Annotated in this window: 14 protein-coding genes; 6 read left to right on the top strand and 8 right to left on the bottom strand. The window is 50.7% G+C overall.

What is annotated here, in order from left to right; translation table 11 throughout:
* Positions 1-36: 36 nt before the first annotated feature.
* The 3 genes from Q7W83_RS28565 to Q7W83_RS28555 all read right to left on the bottom strand — a co-directional run bounded on the left by Q7W83_RS28565 (position 37) and on the right by Q7W83_RS28555 (position 5,841).
* Positions 37-3,210 carry a CusA/CzcA family heavy metal efflux RND transporter gene (locus Q7W83_RS28565; protein WP_045061358.1) on the bottom strand — a complete coding sequence of 1,058 codons (3,174 nt, stop codon included), beginning with the start codon at positions 3,208-3,210 and terminating at the stop codon, positions 37-39.
* 26 nt (positions 3,211-3,236) lie between these two features.
* The gene (locus Q7W83_RS28560; protein WP_045061359.1) at positions 3,237-4,466 is read right to left on the bottom strand and encodes an efflux RND transporter periplasmic adaptor subunit; all 1,230 of its coding nucleotides are present in this window, start codon (positions 4,464-4,466) and stop codon (positions 3,237-3,239) included.
* An 88-nt stretch (positions 4,467-4,554) separates the two neighbouring features.
* On the bottom strand, positions 4,555-5,841 hold the full coding sequence (locus Q7W83_RS28555) for a TolC family protein (RefSeq protein ID WP_152644308.1): 1,287 nt from the start codon (positions 5,839-5,841) through the stop codon (positions 4,555-4,557).
* Positions 5,842-6,206: 365 nt separating this feature from the next.
* On the opposite strand from Q7W83_RS28555, the gene Q7W83_RS28550 reads away from it, so the two are divergent.
* The 4 genes from Q7W83_RS28550 to Q7W83_RS28535 all read left to right on the top strand — a co-directional run bounded on the left by Q7W83_RS28550 (position 6,207) and on the right by Q7W83_RS28535 (position 10,872).
* Positions 6,207-6,881: a heavy metal response regulator transcription factor gene (locus Q7W83_RS28550; RefSeq protein WP_045061360.1), complete on the top strand. Its 675-nt coding sequence runs from the start codon at positions 6,207-6,209 to the stop codon at positions 6,879-6,881.
* Positions 6,878-8,305 (top strand): heavy metal sensor histidine kinase, encoded by a 1,428-nt coding sequence (locus Q7W83_RS28545; protein WP_045061361.1) that lies wholly within the window; start codon positions 6,878-6,880, stop codon positions 8,303-8,305. Before Q7W83_RS28550 ends, Q7W83_RS28545 begins: the two co-directional genes overlap by 4 nt.
* A 483-nt stretch (positions 8,306-8,788) precedes the next feature.
* A complete protein-coding gene (locus tag Q7W83_RS28540) occupies positions 8,789-9,463 on the top strand; it encodes a heavy metal response regulator transcription factor (RefSeq protein WP_045061362.1) in 675 nt (224 codons plus the stop codon).
* Entirely contained in the window at positions 9,460-10,872 is a 1,413-nt protein-coding gene (locus Q7W83_RS28535; RefSeq protein WP_115146708.1) for a heavy metal sensor histidine kinase, read from the top strand. Before Q7W83_RS28540 ends, Q7W83_RS28535 begins: the two co-directional genes overlap by 4 nt.
* A 41-nt stretch (positions 10,873-10,913) precedes the next feature.
* Here the strand turns inward: Q7W83_RS28535 and Q7W83_RS28530 are convergent, their stop codons facing one another.
* Both Q7W83_RS28530 and Q7W83_RS28525 read right to left on the bottom strand, forming a co-directional pair.
* A complete protein-coding gene (locus tag Q7W83_RS28530; protein ID WP_045061364.1) occupies positions 10,914-11,246 on the bottom strand; it encodes a DUF2790 domain-containing protein in 333 nt (110 codons plus the stop codon).
* Positions 11,247-11,531: 285 nt separating this feature from the next.
* The gene (locus Q7W83_RS28525) at positions 11,532-12,209 is read right to left on the bottom strand and encodes a heavy metal response regulator transcription factor (protein WP_090470194.1); all 678 of its coding nucleotides are present in this window, start codon (positions 12,207-12,209) and stop codon (positions 11,532-11,534) included.
* Between the two features lie 547 nt (positions 12,210-12,756).
* Between Q7W83_RS28525 and Q7W83_RS28520 the strand changes: the two genes are divergently transcribed.
* The gene (locus tag Q7W83_RS28520) at positions 12,757-13,563 is read left to right on the top strand and encodes a hypothetical protein (protein WP_147282609.1); all 807 of its coding nucleotides are present in this window, start codon (positions 12,757-12,759) and stop codon (positions 13,561-13,563) included.
* A gap of 194 nt (positions 13,564-13,757) precedes the next feature.
* Positions 13,758-15,458 (top strand): phosphoethanolamine transferase, encoded by a 1,701-nt coding sequence (locus tag Q7W83_RS28515; RefSeq protein ID WP_045057964.1) that lies wholly within the window; start codon positions 13,758-13,760, stop codon positions 15,456-15,458.
* A 249-nt stretch (positions 15,459-15,707) separates the two neighbouring features.
* Here Q7W83_RS28515 and rloA3 read toward each other — a convergent pair whose 3' ends face one another.
* The 3 genes from rloA3 to Q7W83_RS28500 form a co-directional block, all read right to left on the bottom strand.
* Complete coding sequence (rloA3, locus tag Q7W83_RS28510) at positions 15,708-16,223, bottom strand: retropepsin-like aspartic peptidase RloA3 (protein WP_090470184.1); 516 nt, start codon at positions 16,221-16,223, stop codon at positions 15,708-15,710.
* A 72-nt stretch (positions 16,224-16,295) separates the two neighbouring features.
* Positions 16,296-17,210 carry a cation diffusion facilitator family transporter gene (locus Q7W83_RS28505; protein ID WP_045058199.1) on the bottom strand — a complete coding sequence of 305 codons (915 nt, stop codon included), beginning with the start codon at positions 17,208-17,210 and terminating at the stop codon, positions 16,296-16,298.
* 181 nt (positions 17,211-17,391) lie between these two features.
* On the bottom strand, positions 17,392-17,748 hold the full coding sequence (locus Q7W83_RS28500) for a TFIIB-type zinc ribbon-containing protein (protein WP_473658401.1): 357 nt from the start codon (positions 17,746-17,748) through the stop codon (positions 17,392-17,394).
* Between the last annotated feature and the right edge of the window lie 90 nt (positions 17,749-17,838).

Here is a 17,838-nt window from a genome sequence, read left to right as displayed (position 1 = left end):
ATCGAATCTCGATAGTGGGCTTTTAAAACTAAAGAATTATACGGCTTCTATTTTATCGTCTTCGTCTTCGGCTTCTTCCTCGTCTCGGCGGTGCGCCCATTGATAAAGCGCAGGCAATATCAGCAGGGTCAACGCAGTTGAGGATAGGATGCCCCCGATCACCACGGTAGCCAGGGGTCTCTGGACCTCTGCCCCCGTTCCGGTGGCCAGTGCCATCGGAATAAAGCCAAGAGAGGCCACCAGAGCTGTCATCAACACTGGGCGCAAACGGGTAAGAGCCCCTTCATTGATTGCGGAACTCAACGAATGTCCTTCCTCCCGAAGATTGCGGATGAACGCAATCATCACCAGACCATTCAGCACCGCCACGCCCGACAACGCGATGAAACCAACACCTGCCGAGATCGACAGCGGGATGTCTCGGAGCCATAAAGCCATGACTCCCCCCGTCAATGCGAATGGAATACCGGTGAACACCAATAGGCCATCCTTGAGGTTGTTGAACATCATGAACAAGAGTGCGAACACCAAGAGCAGGGCCACCGGGACTACAATCTGTAGTCGCTTGGCAGCGGATTGGAGCTGCTCGAACTGTCCTCCCCAGTTGGTCCAGTAACCGGCCGGGATCTGCACTTCTTTATCAATGGCGCTACTGGCCTCCTGTACAAATGAGCCGATATCACGCCCACGCACGTTGGCGCTGACGATCACCAGACGTTTGCCGTTTTCACGACTGACCTGGTTAGGTCCCAACACTAGATCGAGGCTAGCCACCTCTGAAAGAGCAATAAACCCGATCTGATCGGCATTGGTGTTAAGCAGCGCCGGTACCGGGATTAGCAGTGTGGACAATCCCTCGAGATCCTTACGCATGGCGTCGGATAAACGCACCACCATGTCGAATCGGCGGTCTCCCTCATACATCGTACCGGCTTGACGACCACCGACCGCCACCGCAATGGTGTCTTGTACGTCGCCAACGTTCAGTCCGTAACGGGCGGCTTTGTCACGGTCGATGTTGATGGTCAGTACCGGCAGTCCCGACGTTTGCTCGACTTTGACCTCGGAGGCACCATTGATCTTCTGCATGGACGCGGCAATTTTTGCAGCGGTGCTGTTAAGCACCGCCATGTCATCACCGAAGACCTTGACCGCCACATCACTGCGCACGCCTGAAATCAGCTCGTTAAAACGCAATTGAATAGGCTGAGAAAGCTCATAGTTGCTTCCGGGCATTCCGGCTGTAGCTTTTTGGATATCAGCTACCAACGCCTCTCTGGATTTATTCGGATCAGGCCATTGATTCTTCGGCTTGAGCATCACGTAGCTGTCAGAGATGTTTGGTGGCATTGGGTCTGAGGCAATTTCTGCTGTACCAGTACGAGCAAACATCCGCTTGACCTCCGGTACCTTTGCTAACACAAGTCTTTCCAGACGTTGCTGCATTTCTACCGATTGCGTCAGGCTGGTACCTGGTACACGCAGTGCTTGTAACGCGAAATCCCCTTCACTGAGGCTCGGCACAAACTCGCTGCCCATTCGACTGGCGACCACACCGCACACCGCGATAACGGCTAGTGCTATGGCGAATGCCATTGATCGATGGCCCATGACCCATTCTAGCGCTGGCGCATACACCCGACGGGCGCCACGCATGATGATGTTCTCTTCTTCCTTGACCTTACCGGTGACGAACATCGCAATCGCCGCCGGGACAAAGGTCACCGACAACAGCATCGCGCCGAGCAAGGCAATCACCACAGTAAACGCCATCGGGTGAAACATTTTTCCTTCGACGCCGGTGAGGGCAAAAATCGGTAGGTACACGACCATGATGATCAACTGGCCGAAAATCAGCGGTCGGCGTGCTTCCTTGGCCGCCGCGAACACTTCGTGAAAGCGTTCGGAGCGGGTGAGGATGCGTCCGTGGTGTTGCTGTGCATGGGCCAGACGACGGATGGCGTTTTCGACAATGACCACCGCGCCATCAACGATGATGCCAAAGTCCAACGCTCCGAGGCTCATCAGGTTGGCGCTGACCTTGTTGGTGAACATGCCAGTGAATGTGAATAGCATCGCGAGCGGGATCACCATGGCAGTGATCAGAGCGGCGCGAATGTTGCCAAGGAACAGGAACAGAATCGCGATTACCAGAATCGCACCTTCAATCAAGTTCTTCTTAACGGTGGCAATCGCCTTGTCCACCAAATTGGTACGGTCATAGACGGTGACTGCCACCACCCCTTTTGGCAGTGAGCGGTTGATTTGCTCAAGCTTGCTGGCAACGGCCTGGGCCACGGTGCGGCTGTTCTCACCGATCAGCATGAACACTGTGCCGAGCACCACTTCACGACCGTTTTCGGTCGCGGCCCCCGTGCGCAATTCACGGCCGATGTCCACGGTTGCGACGTTCTTGACGCGGATGGGCGTACCGTCGACGTTGGCCATGACGATATTGGCGATATCGTCGGTGGTCGCTACTTGGCCGGGTGCGCGAATCAGTAACTGTTCGCCACTGTGTTCGATGTAACCGGCACCGACGTTAGCGTTGTTGCGCTCCAGCGCTGTAACAAGGTCAGTCAGCGTAAGCTTGTAAGCCGCCAAGCGTTTTGGATCAGGCGCAATCTGGTACTCCTTGGCGAACCCGCCAATGGTATTGATTTCGGCGACCCCGGGAACATTGCGCAGCTGAGGTTTTATGATCCAGTCTTGGATCACCCTCAGGTCGGTCGGCGTATAGGGGTTGCCGTCCTCCTTGACAGCACCTTCTTCAGCCTCGACCGTCCACAGGAAAATTTCACCCAGACCGGTTGAGATCGGCCCCATGACGGCTTCCACACCCTCGGGCAGTTGCTCCTTGGCCACCTGCAACCGTTCGTTGACCAATTGTCGGGCGAAGAACAGGTCAGTGCCTTCCTTGAAGATCACTGTGACTTGCGACAAACCCGAGCGTGACAGCGAGCGAGTTTGTTCTAGAGCCGGCAAACCAGCCATTGCAGTTTCGATGGGGAACGTGATGCGCTGCTCGGTTTCCAGTGGTGAAAAACCTGCTGCCCCTGTGTTGATTTGCACCTGGACGTTGGTGATATCGGGAACGGCGTCGATCGGCAGCTTCTGGTAGCTGGCTATACCGAGGCCGGCCATGAGGAGAACCGCGAGCAGCACGATGATGCGCTGCTCGATGGCAAATTGGATCAGGCGTTCGAACATGAGAACCTTCTCGTGGAAGTGGCGGATCAGTGGGCGTGTTCAGCCGAGGCTTTACCCAGTTCTGATTTCAGAATGAAACTGCCGGCAGCGGCGACTTGAACACCGGGCTCCAGGCCCTCCGTGATCTCGACCAGACCCGCCGAACGGCCACCTGTCTCCACTGGCTGAGCTTTAAACCCGTCGTCCGTTCGAACGAAAACAGTTTGCTTGTCCTCGACCGTCTGGATAGCCGCTTCTGGTACTGCGACCTTTGTTTGCCGAGTATCAGTGTCAACCTGCACGGTCACGAATAGCCCGGGACGCCATGCACCTTGTGGATTGGCCAAGGTCACGCGGACCGTGGCTGTACGAGTTTGCTCGCCCAACAAACTGCCGACATAGGCCACGGTTCCAGTGACTTCGGCATTCAGTTCCGGCGCACTGACCGTGACCGACTTGCCCACCAGTACCTTGTTTAAATCCTTTGGCGAGACACCAAAGGTCACCCACACACGCGACAAGTCGGAGAGGGTGAAGGCATTAGTGGTTTCGCTGACAACCTCACCGAGGCCCAAGTGTTTCTCAACGACAACCCCGTCAAACGGCGCACGCAATTCATATCGGTTACCCCCGCTGGTGACCGAGCTGCCACTGAGTACGCTGATTTTTTGTCGAGCATTGCTGAGGGCGATTTCGGCTTCTTGCAAAGCCTGGCGGGCTTGCAGGAAATCCTGTTCGGCAGAGATTTTGTCCTGCCATAACTGTCGCTCTCGCTCGTAGGTAGTACGGGCCAACTCAAGACGACGTTGCGCCGCGGCTTGTTCACTACGCTGATCAGAAATTTGTTGGCTGGCGATCACGGCCAGCAACTGGCCTTTTTTCACCGGTTGACCAAGATTGACATGGACCGACTCGACGACACCGGGTACGCGGGGCACCACATGCGCAGTGCGGTCTTCATCAAAACGGATTTCTCCAGGAAAGGGCAATGAAAGGCTAATACTCTGCGCCTTGGCTTCGACCAACTGGATGCCGGCTGAGCTGATCTGCTCTTCGCTCAGAGTCAAGTGACCTTCTTCCGCTTCGCCTTCGGCGTGTTCGCCCTCGGCCGATTTCTTGCCAGTAGTTTCATCGCCGTGATCGTCATGGCCTTTGCCCTCCTGAGCCTGAGCCTGAGCTTCGGCTGAGGGCACCGATGGGCTGCCCATCCACAACGAGCCGATGCCTATACCCACCGTCAAGGTCAGTGCAGTGACGAGAATTAGTTTTTTATCCATGGAAACTCCCTGCGCAGCCCAGTCGGCAGTCACGGATTACCGTGGTATTGCGATGCTGAGCAGCGGTAAAAAAAGCGTTATATGAAATTCACGGAGTACGAGTGAGAAGGGCGACATCTCCGAAAATTCGCTCGATGCGCACCCAGGCGTCTGTCGCCTCGGCGATAGCCTGGATGTATTGCGTGCGGGCGCTAATCAAGGTGCGCTGAGCATCGAGTACGTCGAGGAAGTTAAACTTGCCCATTTCGAAACCTCGGGTAGCGGTGTCGACGGCACTTTGCGCGGCAGGCAGGATGGTTTGATTGAACGACGCGACTTCAGTGTTAGCCGTCATCCACTGATCCAGGGTGGTCTGGATTTCTGTGCGCAGGCGTAACTCACTGGCGTTACGAAGGTCGCGGGCTTGATCGGTACGGCGGGCAGCGGCTAGTACGTTGCCCTGGTTACGGTTAAACAATGGGATGGGCATAGACAGCCCCACAACATTCACCCGCTCGCGCTCGCGCTCGTCGTATTGGCTCCCGATACTCACGGTGAGGTCGGGAATTCGCTGAGCCTTCTCCAGGCCAAGGGAGGCTTCCCGCTGATCTATTTGCAGTTTTGCCAATCGTAGCTCCGCGGTTTCACCTATGCGATTAAGCAGCAGTGACGAATCCGGTACGGTTGGCATCGACCGGCCTGGATCACCCACAGACACGAATGCAGGCAAAGGCGCGCCCATGACCTGAGCGAGTCGCTGGTAGGCACTGGCCTCATCCCGCTCAGCCCGCCTCAGCTCCAGACGCACTTCTGATAGCTGAACCTCTGCGCGAGTACCTTCAACGGGTGAGGATTTACCACTCTTGATGCGACCTTGAGCTACACGCAAACCGCGCTCGGCGAGCTCAAGTGATTGACGTGATAATAGCAGCCTTTGCTGAGCCGTCGAGGAGCTGTAAAACGCCTGAATGACATCGGCACGCAGAACATTGCGTTTGCGTTCCAATTCAATCCCGGCCGCGTCTTGAGCTCGACTGGCCACCTCGATCCTAGCCCCGCGCTTACCGCCAAGCTCGATCGGCTGGTTGATCATTACCGTCGTAGTGCGCGAGTTTCGCCGAGTATCTTCAGCCTCCCAGGAAACCTCAGGGTTAGGGATCAACCCTGCCTGCTGTCGCTCTCCCTGAGCAATACCAGTCTCCCATTGAGCGGCCGCCAGATCAGGGTTATTGGCAAAAGCAGTTTCAAGCGCCTGATCCATTGTGAGCATTTGAGCGGTCGCCGCAAACAAAGGACTAGTAAAAAGCGCAAGGATCGAAATGAGACCTGCTCTTAGCATGGTCTTATGCGTGATTGGGTGAGCAATAAACTTTCTACACCGAAGTAATTCCATCATTCCTTAAACCTTTAAAACAAAAAGAATTTCCCATGAGGCAAATGTAATTCTCCGCACCTATCAACAAGGTGACTGAAAAATTACAAATACGTTATCCAGCGGAAAAACCTCAATTAATGCATTAGGATGAAGTCAATAAGTGCTCGCGCCAAGAAACAACCCGAAACAAAAAAGGGGCGCCGAACCTAATACTTTGGGAGGTAAAGGAAACATGACGAACCTTGCAAAGCTTTAAAAAGACCATATTGCGAATAAAATTAAAGATGTAGCCAGAATCGAAACGTTTATACAGATTAATAATGCCCTTAAACCATGTTTAACGAGCATCAAATCATTCCGATACATTTACCAGAGGGTGAAATCCTATGCGAATCCTTGTGATAGAGGACGAGCTGAAGACTGCTGAGTACTTACATCAAGGCCTGACTGAAAGTGGCTATATTGTAGACTGCGCATCGACCGGGGCTGATGGACTCCATCTAGCACGTCAGCAAGCTTATGATCTGGTAATACTAGACGTAAATCTACCTGAAATTGACGGTTGGGACGTTCTTGAAAATATTCGGCAGACTAGTAGCACTCGGGTAATGATGCTGACTGCAAGAGGGCGTCTGGCAGACAAAATCAAAGGATTGGATTTGGGAGCCGATGATTACCTGGTCAAGCCATTTGAATTCCCTGAGTTGCTTGCAAGAGTACGCACTTTAATGCGTCGCAGCGAACATATTCCAGTTCCGGAGGTATTAAAAGTCGCTGACCTTGAACTTGATCAAGGCAGACATCGCGCATTCCGCGGAAAGCAACGCATAGATCTGACGACAAAGGAGTTCGCGCTGCTTCATCTGTTGATGCGTCAATCAGGAGAGGTGTTATCTCGCACTCAAATTATCTCTTTAGTGTGGGATATGAACTTTGACTGCGACACAAACGTTGTCGAAGTTTCGATACGAAGATTGAGAGCAAAAATAGATGATCCATTTGAAACAAAATTAATACATACCCTTCGTGGCGTAGGCTATGTATTGGAGGCGAGGAAATGAAACCGGTCAGCCTATCGATGCGGCTGGGGTTGACAGTTAGCATTATGGGAGCGGTACTAGTAGTGCTTTTAGCGATACTAGCTTTTTTAGCGCTTACTCACGAACTTGATTCGCGCGCAAAAAATAGCTTAGAGAAGAAGATGAGTCAGATTGAGCACAGTCTACTGATGGATATTAGTACCCGCGACATGAGTTTAAAACCACACGTGCTATTAGATCAAGTGCTGGGACACGACAATCTTAACCTGACCATCTTTGATGATGACAACATGAGTGAACCTCTGCTGAGTTTTGGAGCAGATATACCTGAAGTATCTACGAATCAAGCCGGAACAGCCGCCAGTAATAAGCTGTCGTACTATTCCCCAGCCGAAGAGTCCGGAATCCACATCCTCACCGCCTCTAAGCTCATGAAATTAAAGGATGGTGAGTTCGTATCGGTCCTACTGTCTATTGATCGCTCGAATGATGAAACGCTATTGAGCGCCTACCTGAGTTCGACCATTGTAGCGGTTCCACTGTTGCTGATTCTGATTGGTATCAGCGCCTGGGCTATTGTGCAACGTGGCTTATCCCCCCTTCGGGAATTCCGGAAAGTTGCAGCAATGGTGTCGGCCCAGGATTTAAGTCATCGACTCTCAGTTGTCAAGATGCCCCAAGAACTCAGTGAGCTTGCTCACGGTATAAACTTCATGCTGCACCGTCTTGACGGCGGAGTTCAACAACTATCGCAATTCTCTGATGACTTGGCGCATGAGCTGCGGTCACCGATTACGAACCTTATGGGGAAAGCTCAGGTAACACTTTCTCGAGAACGCCCGGCAAAAGAGTACAAGGCTGTTTTAGAGTCATGCACCGAGGAACTAGGACGAGTCACCAGAATTGTTTCAGACATGCTTTTCTTGGCCCAAGTTAGTCATCCGGCCGCACTCGTGCCGTTTGAAAGCATTTTACTAGAGGATGAAGCCCTAAAAGTCATCGACCTTTTTTCGCTATCGGCTGAGGAAAAGAGCGTTGGTATAACTGTCAGCGGATGGGGTAAAGTTTTAGGTGATCGGCTCATGATTCAACGGGCTATTTCCAATCTTTTATCAAATGCCATTCGTCACTGCCCAGCAGGGCAGTCCATTGCTATAGCGATTGAAACGCAATCTGAAAAAGTCTCCCTATCAATAAGCAATCCTGGGGTAGGAATTGAGCACCAGCACTTGTTTCACATTTTCGATCGCTTCTATCGTGTGGATAACAGTCGCTCACGAGCTGAAGGTGGTACTGGATTAGGGTTGGCCATTGTCCGATCCATCATGAGCCTGCACCAGGGAATGGCAGAGGTCCAAAGTATGCCGGGCCATCTGACAGTTTTTCAACTTACATTTCCAAAATATAATGCACAAAGCAACTTAAAAGCCCAAAAACAAAAGTAGTGATTTTAGTAAAGCCGTAACTAAAATCACGATAAACAATAGTCCAAAAACGCGAATCCGAAAATGCATAGAGCATAGATAGCGCGGGGTACTTAAAAATCGCAAAGCGAGATCAACTCCCCTTGGTACATCCTGCCAGTCTCCCCAAAAAATGCGTGCAGCATTAAATTGACTATCTGCGCCGTAACACTTCGAAACGATTCCCCATAGATATCAGCCGAGCGGAGCTTGGCTTCTGGCTGAAATAAATGTACGGGAGTCGCGCATTAACATGCCTGCGACATATAGTCGCAAATACTTTTATCGTAAAATGTCCTCCTCCTGTTGACCCTGTAGCAGCTTCAGGCTTGATACTGATCACTTGAGCAATGCGCGGTTTTGAGATTTTTATGATCGAATAGTTCTACATCATTTCTTAGTCGGGCACTTAAATAAACTTCGAAATTTTATTATTCAATTCATATTACATAGGGCGGCACTACCATGCGAATGCTTGTAGTTGAGGATGAGCTTAAAACTGCCGAATACCTGCATCAGGGTTTGACTGAAAGCGGCTATATAGTAGACCGCGCGGCGAATGGTACGGATGGACTTCACCTTGCGCGTCAACAAACCTACGACTTGGTAATACTTGACGTCGATCTACCACAACTTGATGGCTGGGGTGTGCTCGAGCGACTGCGCCAAAGCAGTAACACCCGGGTCATGATGCTAACCGCTCGCGGGCGCCTGGCGGACAAGATCCGCGGCCTGGACCTGGGTGCCGATGACTATCTGGTCAAGCCATTCGAATTTCCGGAACTGTTGGCCCGGGTACGAACTTTAATGCGTCGCAGCGAACAAGTTTCCGTCCCTGAGGTCTTGAAAGTCGCCGATCTGGAACTCGACCAGGGCCGCCATAGGGCCTTCCGGGGCGAGCAGCGTATCGACCTGACGACCAAGGAATTTGCTTTGCTGCACCTTTTGATGCGCCAGTCGGGTGAGGTGCTTTCCCGCACTCAGATCATTTCATTGGTCTGGGACATGAACTTCGACTGCGACACCAATGTGGTCGAGGTTTCAATCCGCCGCCTGAGGGCCAAGATTGATGATCCTTTTGACAAGAAGCTAATCCATACCCTGCGCGGCGTTGGCTATGTACTGGAGGCCCGGGAATGAAGTCGGCAAGCCTGTCGATGCGGCTGGGTTTGGCGGTGAGTATCATGGGCGCATTGTTGGTGTTATTTCTGGCGGTTCTTGCGTTCCTCGCGCTAACGCATGAGTTAGATAAACTGTCAAAAGACAACTTGAGCGAGAAAATGCGGCAAATCGAGCACAGTCTTTCGCTGTATGAAAAACCTGTCGACATCAACATTAAACCGCACGTTTTGCTGGATCAGGTGATGGGGCATGACCACCTCAACCTTACCATTTATGACCTGATAAATATGAGGACGCCGCTCTTGAAGTCAGGCTTTGGCTTGACGGACCCCAGGGCGGAGTTGAAGGCGGCAGGGGCTGCCACCGACAAGGTGTCGTACTCCCGAAGCACCGATGATCAGGGCCGGCACTTCCTGACTGCATCCAGACTGATCCGCTTGCCGAACGGTACGAATGTCGCCGTATTGCTGTCGCTTGATTGCGCCAACGATGAAGCGCTGCTCAGCACATATCTAAGCTCGACGATCATGGCCTTGCCGTTGCTGCTGCTACTTATCGGCCTCAGTGCCTGGGCAGTGGTAAAACGGGGGCTCGCGCCGCTGCGGGAGTTTCGCAAGGTGGCCGCCATGATCTCTGCTCAGGACCTCAGCCATCGACTCTCGGTGGTCAAGATGCCGCAGGAGCTCAGCGAACTGGCCCATGGCATCAACTTCATGCTGCACCGACTAGACAGCGATGTTCAGCAGTTGTCGCAGTTCTCCGATGACTTGGCCCACGAACTACGAGCACCCATTTCCAACCTGATGGGCAAAGCCCAGGTGACGTTGTCCCGGGAGAGGCCGGCCGAGGAGTACAAAGCGGTTTTGGAGTCCTCCACCGAAGAGCTTGGGCGCGTAGCCCGGATTGTCTCGGACATGCTTTTCCTGGCACAGGTCAGTCATCCCGCTGCGCTGGTCCCGTTTGAGACCATTGCTCTGGAGGATGAAGCCTTGAAGGTCATCAATCTGTTTTCACTGTCGGCGGAAGATAAACAGATCAGCGTGAGCGTTACTGGCAGGGGGTCGACCATTGGTGATCGGTTGATGATTCAGCGGGCAATTTCCAACCTGATGTCCAATGCAATCCGCCATTGCCCAGTAGGCCAAGCCATCACAATCACCATCGAAGTCCATGCCACAGAAGTCTCGCTACATGTAGCCAACCGAGGCGCAGGTATTGAACCTCAACACCTACCGCACTTATTCGATCGCTTTTATCGAGTTGACACTCATCATTCGCGCGCTGGAGGAAGTACCGGGCTTGGTTTAGCCATTGTGAAATCAATCATGAGTTTGCATCAGGGAGTCGCAGAAGTTAATAGCCGCCCGGGTAAGATCACGACCTTCAAGCTGGGTTTTCCAAACATCCATGGACACACCAACTGGTGATACCAACCATTGAAAAAACAGCCCTTATTCACGTCATTCGTTCATTCGTGCGTGTTACGACACACACCAATAATTTGGTATTCAATAGTGTGAAGCTTTCCAGCTGAGTCCTCATAGGTCATTCGAAAAGGTACAATGTTGCAAGAGCGAATTGGTGGGGTCATACTCACCACTTTTGCGATATCAAACTTCATTCTATAGTGATATTTCTGAATTTCCGGAGCGGTCTTGCCTTTTTGCGCAGCGTAGGCGGCCATTGCTTTCTGATTTGCTTCCATGGCGTTGACAACGTTGCGATCACCACGGCTTTCAGCGAATTCTATCGAAGGCAATGATTGCGTCAGTGCAACAATACTTAGTTTTAACAGACTCATAGCAGAGTCTCTTTGAAGTAGTTACAAAGCTGTTAAACTTAAGTACGTTAACGAGGTAAATCTTTATTAATTGTCTAATGAGAATTACTTATTTGTAATTTCCAACCGTTATCCTCACAAGCTCAGTGAAGTAACATAATCAGCCAAGCACAGTGCTTCCCCACCCCGAAGACGATTTTCGTAATCTAATAGAACTGTGATTTTAGAGTGGCATTTGTGTGTTCTGTTTATAAAGTTGTTGCCGATTATTTCACATAACTTCAAAATTCGAGGGATTAAGAGGGCTCATTGATCACGCTTTTCGAGAACATATCCAACACCGCGCAAGGTATGGATTAGCTTGTTGTTGAAAGGATCATCAATCTTGGCCCGAAGCCTTCTCATCGACACTTCAACAACATTGGTGTCGCAATCAGCACTCCGCCCCCAGACAGAGGACATGATTTGCGTGCGCGACAGCGCCGTACCAGTCTGGCGCATCAAGAGGTATAGCAGGGCGAACTCCTTGGTGGTCAGCTCAATCCGCTGCTCGCCTCGGAAGGTCCGGTGTCTACCAAGATCGAGTTCCAGGTCCCCGACACACAGCACGTCGGGCAATGCCGACAATACAGCGCGACGCATCAGAGTGCGTACTCGGGCCAGCAGCTCTGGAAACTCAATTGGTTTGACCATGTAATCGTCCGCGCCTAGGTCGAAACCCTTGATTTTTTCCTCCAGACTACCTTTAACGGTAAGTATCATGATGGGCGAAATAGTGACCTTGCGAATACTTACAAGTAGGCCCCAATCGTCACGTTGCGGTAGGTTTGCGTCAAGCACTACAAGATCATAAGCCTGTTGGCAGACCAAGCGTAAGCCATCGATTCCGCTGGCGACGCAATCAACGATAAATCCGCTTTCGGTCAGCCCCTGGTGCAAATAATGGGCAGTTTTCGGCTCGTCTTCTATTATCAAAATACGCATTTTTCATAAAGTCTCGACACTAAATAATAAATCATCCTTACACACGTATAGAAAATTTTATTTACCGATAAACTTCAACATATTTGCGTTGTACGATTTTAGTCAGTAAGGAGCTATTGCGCGCTGTTGTGGCTCCGTTATGTTATCGACGTCAAACATACAAATATACAAATATACAAATATACAAATATACAAATATGCAAATATACAAACATACAAACATACAAACCTACACACTAAGTAGATCTTAGACTAATTGTCCGCGGCAGAGGGGGGATAACAAATTTGTAATTCTTCTGTCACCCTTCTGATAACTGTTCAGCAGTACATTGAGCCTGCAAAAAATCTATGCGTCATAGGATCCTGCGGTCGTGTCGACTTCTGATCGAATTCAGCCGGCAGAAATCGATCAGAAGTCTTTTAGACCATCAAATATTTATGAGTTAACAAAGAAACTGCGCACTTTGGGGGCGTAAATCTCGTTATGCCATCTCGCATTAGAAAAATGTTGTGGGCGGCTGGCCCACCGTCTCGTGTTTCGTCGTTGATGACGGCGTTGCTTCGGGCAACCCACGCCGAGGCTGTGACCAAACCTCAAATAGCATTGACCAATAACCCAAGCCTCGCAGATGCACAGTGGGAAATCCAAACTGCCCAAGCCGGGCAGCAACAGACTGATTTGATCCCCAATCCAGTACTAATAATAGATGCCCAAGCCTTCCGCGAAAATTCGAACACTACCAACGTTAAGCTCCGCCGGACACCGAAAAGGTGCCGCAAAAGTCACGCATGGATTGAGGTCGCATCTAAGAGTAAAGGCATAGTGGCGCTGGAGTCTAAACACTGCCGTAATGACTTGCGCCCCGATGATCGAAGTTTTTTACGGCGTCATGCTTGCACAGCAAGGTCTGATTTCAGCTCAGAGTTCGCACTGTCTGGCGGAACGATGACCAGCATCCGGAAGCGGTTGAACCTGGTGGGCGCTTCAACGCCGATTTTGTTTTTCGGCCGCAAACTAAAAAGCATTTCGTCGGAGGCTAGCCGCACCTATCAGTCTCGTGATATGCACAACGTCGCCGAACCGCGCCTGCGGTACGAAATCCATCTTGCTGTAGACAAGCGCTCGATGGCCCACAGAGAAAAGAAGTTCTTCAGTCAAGTGATCCTTCCCGCCGCACGAAGCGCCAAGGACTCCAACACTAATTTCTTTGAAATATCCAACCGCAAGTTTACGGGTGTTCTGGGCCCTCCGCGCACCCGTATCCAATACCTCGCTTCAGCACAACTACTGGCGTTCAAGGACGAATCGAGCGGATCTACAGCCACGTCACTTACTTGGGGTGCTACCTCATGAAAAAGATTTTCATCAGCGTGGGGTGTCTGGCGGTTTGGCTAGTCGCAGATCGCCAACTAGCTGACGAGAACGTTCAGGGTCACTGGTGCATCCACGAGTTGCACCGCGCTATTGGCGATTTTTTCTTACCTAAAATGTAGTGACACTCCAGTGGCAGTTCGCGCCTGGATACGTCGAGATTTTCCGGAGTACCCATGAATAACAAAGTACCAATTCGCAGTTGGGAAATCACACTCGGCAGCAATCAGTTAATTCTTGCAGTTTCGACTTGGCTTCTATTGTTTAGTAACTGGCCATTTTGGCGTGCTGTCTGGCAAGGCGTGGGAGGCCTACAAGACGGAAACACCATATTCGTGCTTAGCCTGCCTTGGTTCGTGTTGATTTGGCTCTACGTATTACTCAGCGTGATGGCTTGGGGACGATTGATAAAACCTGTGCTAGCTATCGTGTTGCTGGTTGCGGCAGCAACGAGTTACTTTATGAATAGCTATGGCATAGTAATTGATTACAGCATGCTAACGAATGTGATGCAGACGGACAGCTCCGAAGCCACGGAGCTGTTGAACTCGGATCTACTGCTGTGGATGCTGGGCTTTGGTGTTATGCCGGTGCTGGTTATCACTCGAGTCCGTTTGATTCAAAGATCGTGGTCCCGCGCACTTGCTCATCGATTCATGGGGGTGGCGGTAGCGCTCACCTGCTTGGCGATCGTCGTATTTACGCTTTATCAATCCTATGCATCGCTGATGCGTAATCATCGCGAACTCAGGTTGATGTTGGTTCCGTCGAATGTGGTTTCGGCAATTCATGGGTACACGCGTCGCCAGCTAGCAGTTCCCGCCGAATTAAAAACCATTGGTGCTGATGCCCGCCGTGAAGAAGCTACTGCTGGTGTACGCAAACCACGGCTAACGGTACTGATGGTGGGTGAAACCGCCAGGTCCGCGAATTTCTCCCTCAATGGCTATTCCCGGGATACCAATCCGGAATTGGCCAGTCGTGGTGTCTTAAGTTTTACCAATGTCAGCTCATGTGGAACAGCTACGGCCGTTTCCTTACCCTGCATGTTTCTGGATGTGGGTAAAGAAGGCTACAAAGACGGTATGGCGTTGCGCAGAGAAGGACTATTAGACGTGTTGCAGCGGGCCGGCGTATCGGTCCTGTGGAGAGACAATAATTCGGGTTGCAAAGGCATTTGCGACCGAGTACCAAATGAAAAATTGAACAATCAGAAATCGACGGGATTATGTAGAGCTGACGAGTGTTACGACGAAGTCTTATTGCAAGATTTACAAGCCTACTTGGATCAACAGCAGCGGGATTCAATCGTGGTGCTACACATGAAAGGCAGTCACGGCCCATCCTATTCCAAGCGCTATCCACCGGCGTTCGAACGATTCGGTCCCGTTTGCGATAATAATCAACTTGAACGTTGTACGCGCGAAAGCATTGTCAGTGCCTATGATAACAGCCTCGGTTATACGGACTATGTACTTGGGCAAACGATCGACCTGCTAAAGCGTAACGCTGAGCGTTTTGATACGGCGATGCTTTATGTCTCTGATCACGGTGAGTCCCTCGGCGAGAATGGGCTTTACTTGCACGGACTTCCTTATGCCATGGCTCCCAGCGAGCAGACTAGTATCCCCATGGTAATCTGGATCTCCAAAAACATGCAGTCGCGTCAAACCCTCGACTCCCAATGTTTGAAGGATCAGCGAGACGTATCACTGTCCCATGACAACTTATTCCATTCTATATTGGGGTTGATGGGTATTCAAACTACAGCATATCGCCCAGAGCTTGATCTGTTCAGTACCTGCCAGTCCAAAGCGTCAACACCGTTAAAGCTCGCGCAGACATTTGAGCGTCAATCAATGAAAACACCGAAATAAGTGGAGCTGCGAGAAAGATCTAAAATGACCCTATAGTATGAGCATACTTTGATTAGAAGCCATGCAACTAAATACTAATCGTTGCATGGCGCCACTTCTAACTCTTCCTAAAAATCGGCATCCGGGTGAGCTTTTTTTAAGACTATTTAGTCAGCCACATCAAGCATCAAAAAAGCTGCAAAATTCTGCCGAGCTATTTTCTCAATACATTCACCCTGCACGTATAGATAAAATGTATAATTCAGGTGTTTAATTACAGTTTGGTTCGTTAGTGAATGTGCGTGAAACATCGACCGCGCCCAAGACCCCCAAAGTTTTGCGACCAATCAATACGGGGTAGTTCATGTCGCCTCGATCCTTCAGTGAAAACTCTTCCTTATAAATTTTATCACCTATGCACATCGTCATCATGACTACTGGACGATGTTCAGCGCCACCGGCGCCTCGAACCTTTACATTTCTTTCGACGCGTCGCTCGAAGAGTGCGTTACTCACCTTCTTAGTTTTTGTGTCTTTTACTTTAACGTTGAAACGAACCCATTCCTCTCCATTTTTACGGAATCGTTCTAAGTCTTTCGCATCCATCGAGGATGTAAGAGCCCCTGTATCTAACTTTACTTTCACAGCAATATTTTCTGGTAAAAGTATTCCTTCCTCAATCCACCCGTATACCCTTTCTGGATTAGCAGGTGTTGAAAAAGCTGGCTGCGCAACAAAAGCCAAAAACAAAGCCAGCCCAGAATAACTTAAAATATTTCTGACCATTTTAATCGACCCTTTTGATCTGTATCACGACGTATAAACGTTCATCCAGCTTAAATAAATACCACGACTCAGTTAGTGGACCATACCCTCATGATCGTCAGCCAGTTGATCGTGAAAATCAGATCCTTCCATTTGGACGGTAGTATGGCTGATGTGGAACTTATCACTCATAAGGCTGGTTACTTCAGCCAAGATAGCTTGCTCGCTGCGGGAAGCCGAGTCAGCGACAAGATGGACGCTCATAACACTTTTACCACTGGTCAAAGCCCAGATATGCAAATCGTGGATATTCTTGACCCCCTCAATGCCATAAAGCGTTGCCTCTACCTTCTCAATATCGATGCCCTCTGGAACCCCTTGCAGCAATATGTTCATGCTTTCCTTGAGCAATGACCAAGTCCTGGGCAGCACCCAGAACCCGATGCCAGCCGCGACAAGTGAATCAACCCAAGTCCAGCCGGTGAAACGGATCAAAAGAGCTGCGATGATGACGCCAATAGACCCCACCATATCGCTCCAGACCTCTAAATAAGCGCCCTTCACATTGAGGCTTTCCCCACTGGCAGCACTCAGTAGGCGCATTGAAACAAGGTTGACGATGAGCCCGAACACCGCAATGACCAACATGCCAGTCGACTGGATTTCCGCCGGGACTTTAAGTCGCAGATACGCTTCATAAACGATGTACATAGCGACTAAAAACAGCAAGACCGCATTGAAGGTGGCTGCAAGTATTTCAAATCGTGCGTACCCGAAGGTCCGCTTCCTATCCGCAGAGCGTTTGGCTATATGAATAGCGACCAAGGATATCGCCAAAGCCGCAACGTCCGTCAGCATGTGGGCCGCGTCGGATAATAAGGCCAGGCTGCCGGTGACAAAAGCTCCAATGACCTCCGCGACCATAAAGCTTGTCGTCAGGGTGAGTGCGATCCACAGCAACTTTTCGTGACCGGCGCGTACTTGGCCGTGACTGTGTCCTGAACTCATAACCTTTTCCTCAAACGCCGCTCGCTGAAACTCCAACCACCCAGGTAGCACCCTTGCTACGAGTCGATTGCAGGATATAAAGACCAGCTAATACCCAAAACCGTTCCATCTCATGAAACACCCTATTTCAGAATTGGTGCTGGTTCGAGGTATATCCCGATCAAAGCGCGAAATCGCAGCCTTAATCGAACATCTCCTGCAAAAATGATTTTTTGCGGTACGACTGTTGCCCCTGATGCCCACTCTGGTTTTGATGTCCACCATGACTTTGATGGCCGCTCTGGTGGCCACCTTCTCTCCAACCGCCACCGTGACTTCCTCGCTTATCTCCATGAGCTTGGCTATCTCCATGCTGGCTGTAACCGGGTTGTACTGCTGGAGGAGCATTCTGTACGGGTGGAATTGGGTTCTGTGGAAGAAACCTAACGGCCTCCTGTTGTTGGCTGCGCTCGATGATCTTGTCGAGTTCACCTCGGTCGAGCCAAACGCCACGGCATTGAGGGCAATAATCAATTTCGATGCTTTGGCGCTCAGTCATTACGAGGGCAGTATCTTTGCAGATCGGACATTGCATGATTTGATTTCCTTGTGTGGGCATGTAATTGAACACGAAGTCGCAGCTTTCGTA

It is taken from the genome of Pseudomonas sp. 300 (assembly GCF_055803035.1).
Note: the sequence above shows the minus strand (reverse complement) of the source record. Positions and strands in the feature narration are given on the sequence as shown.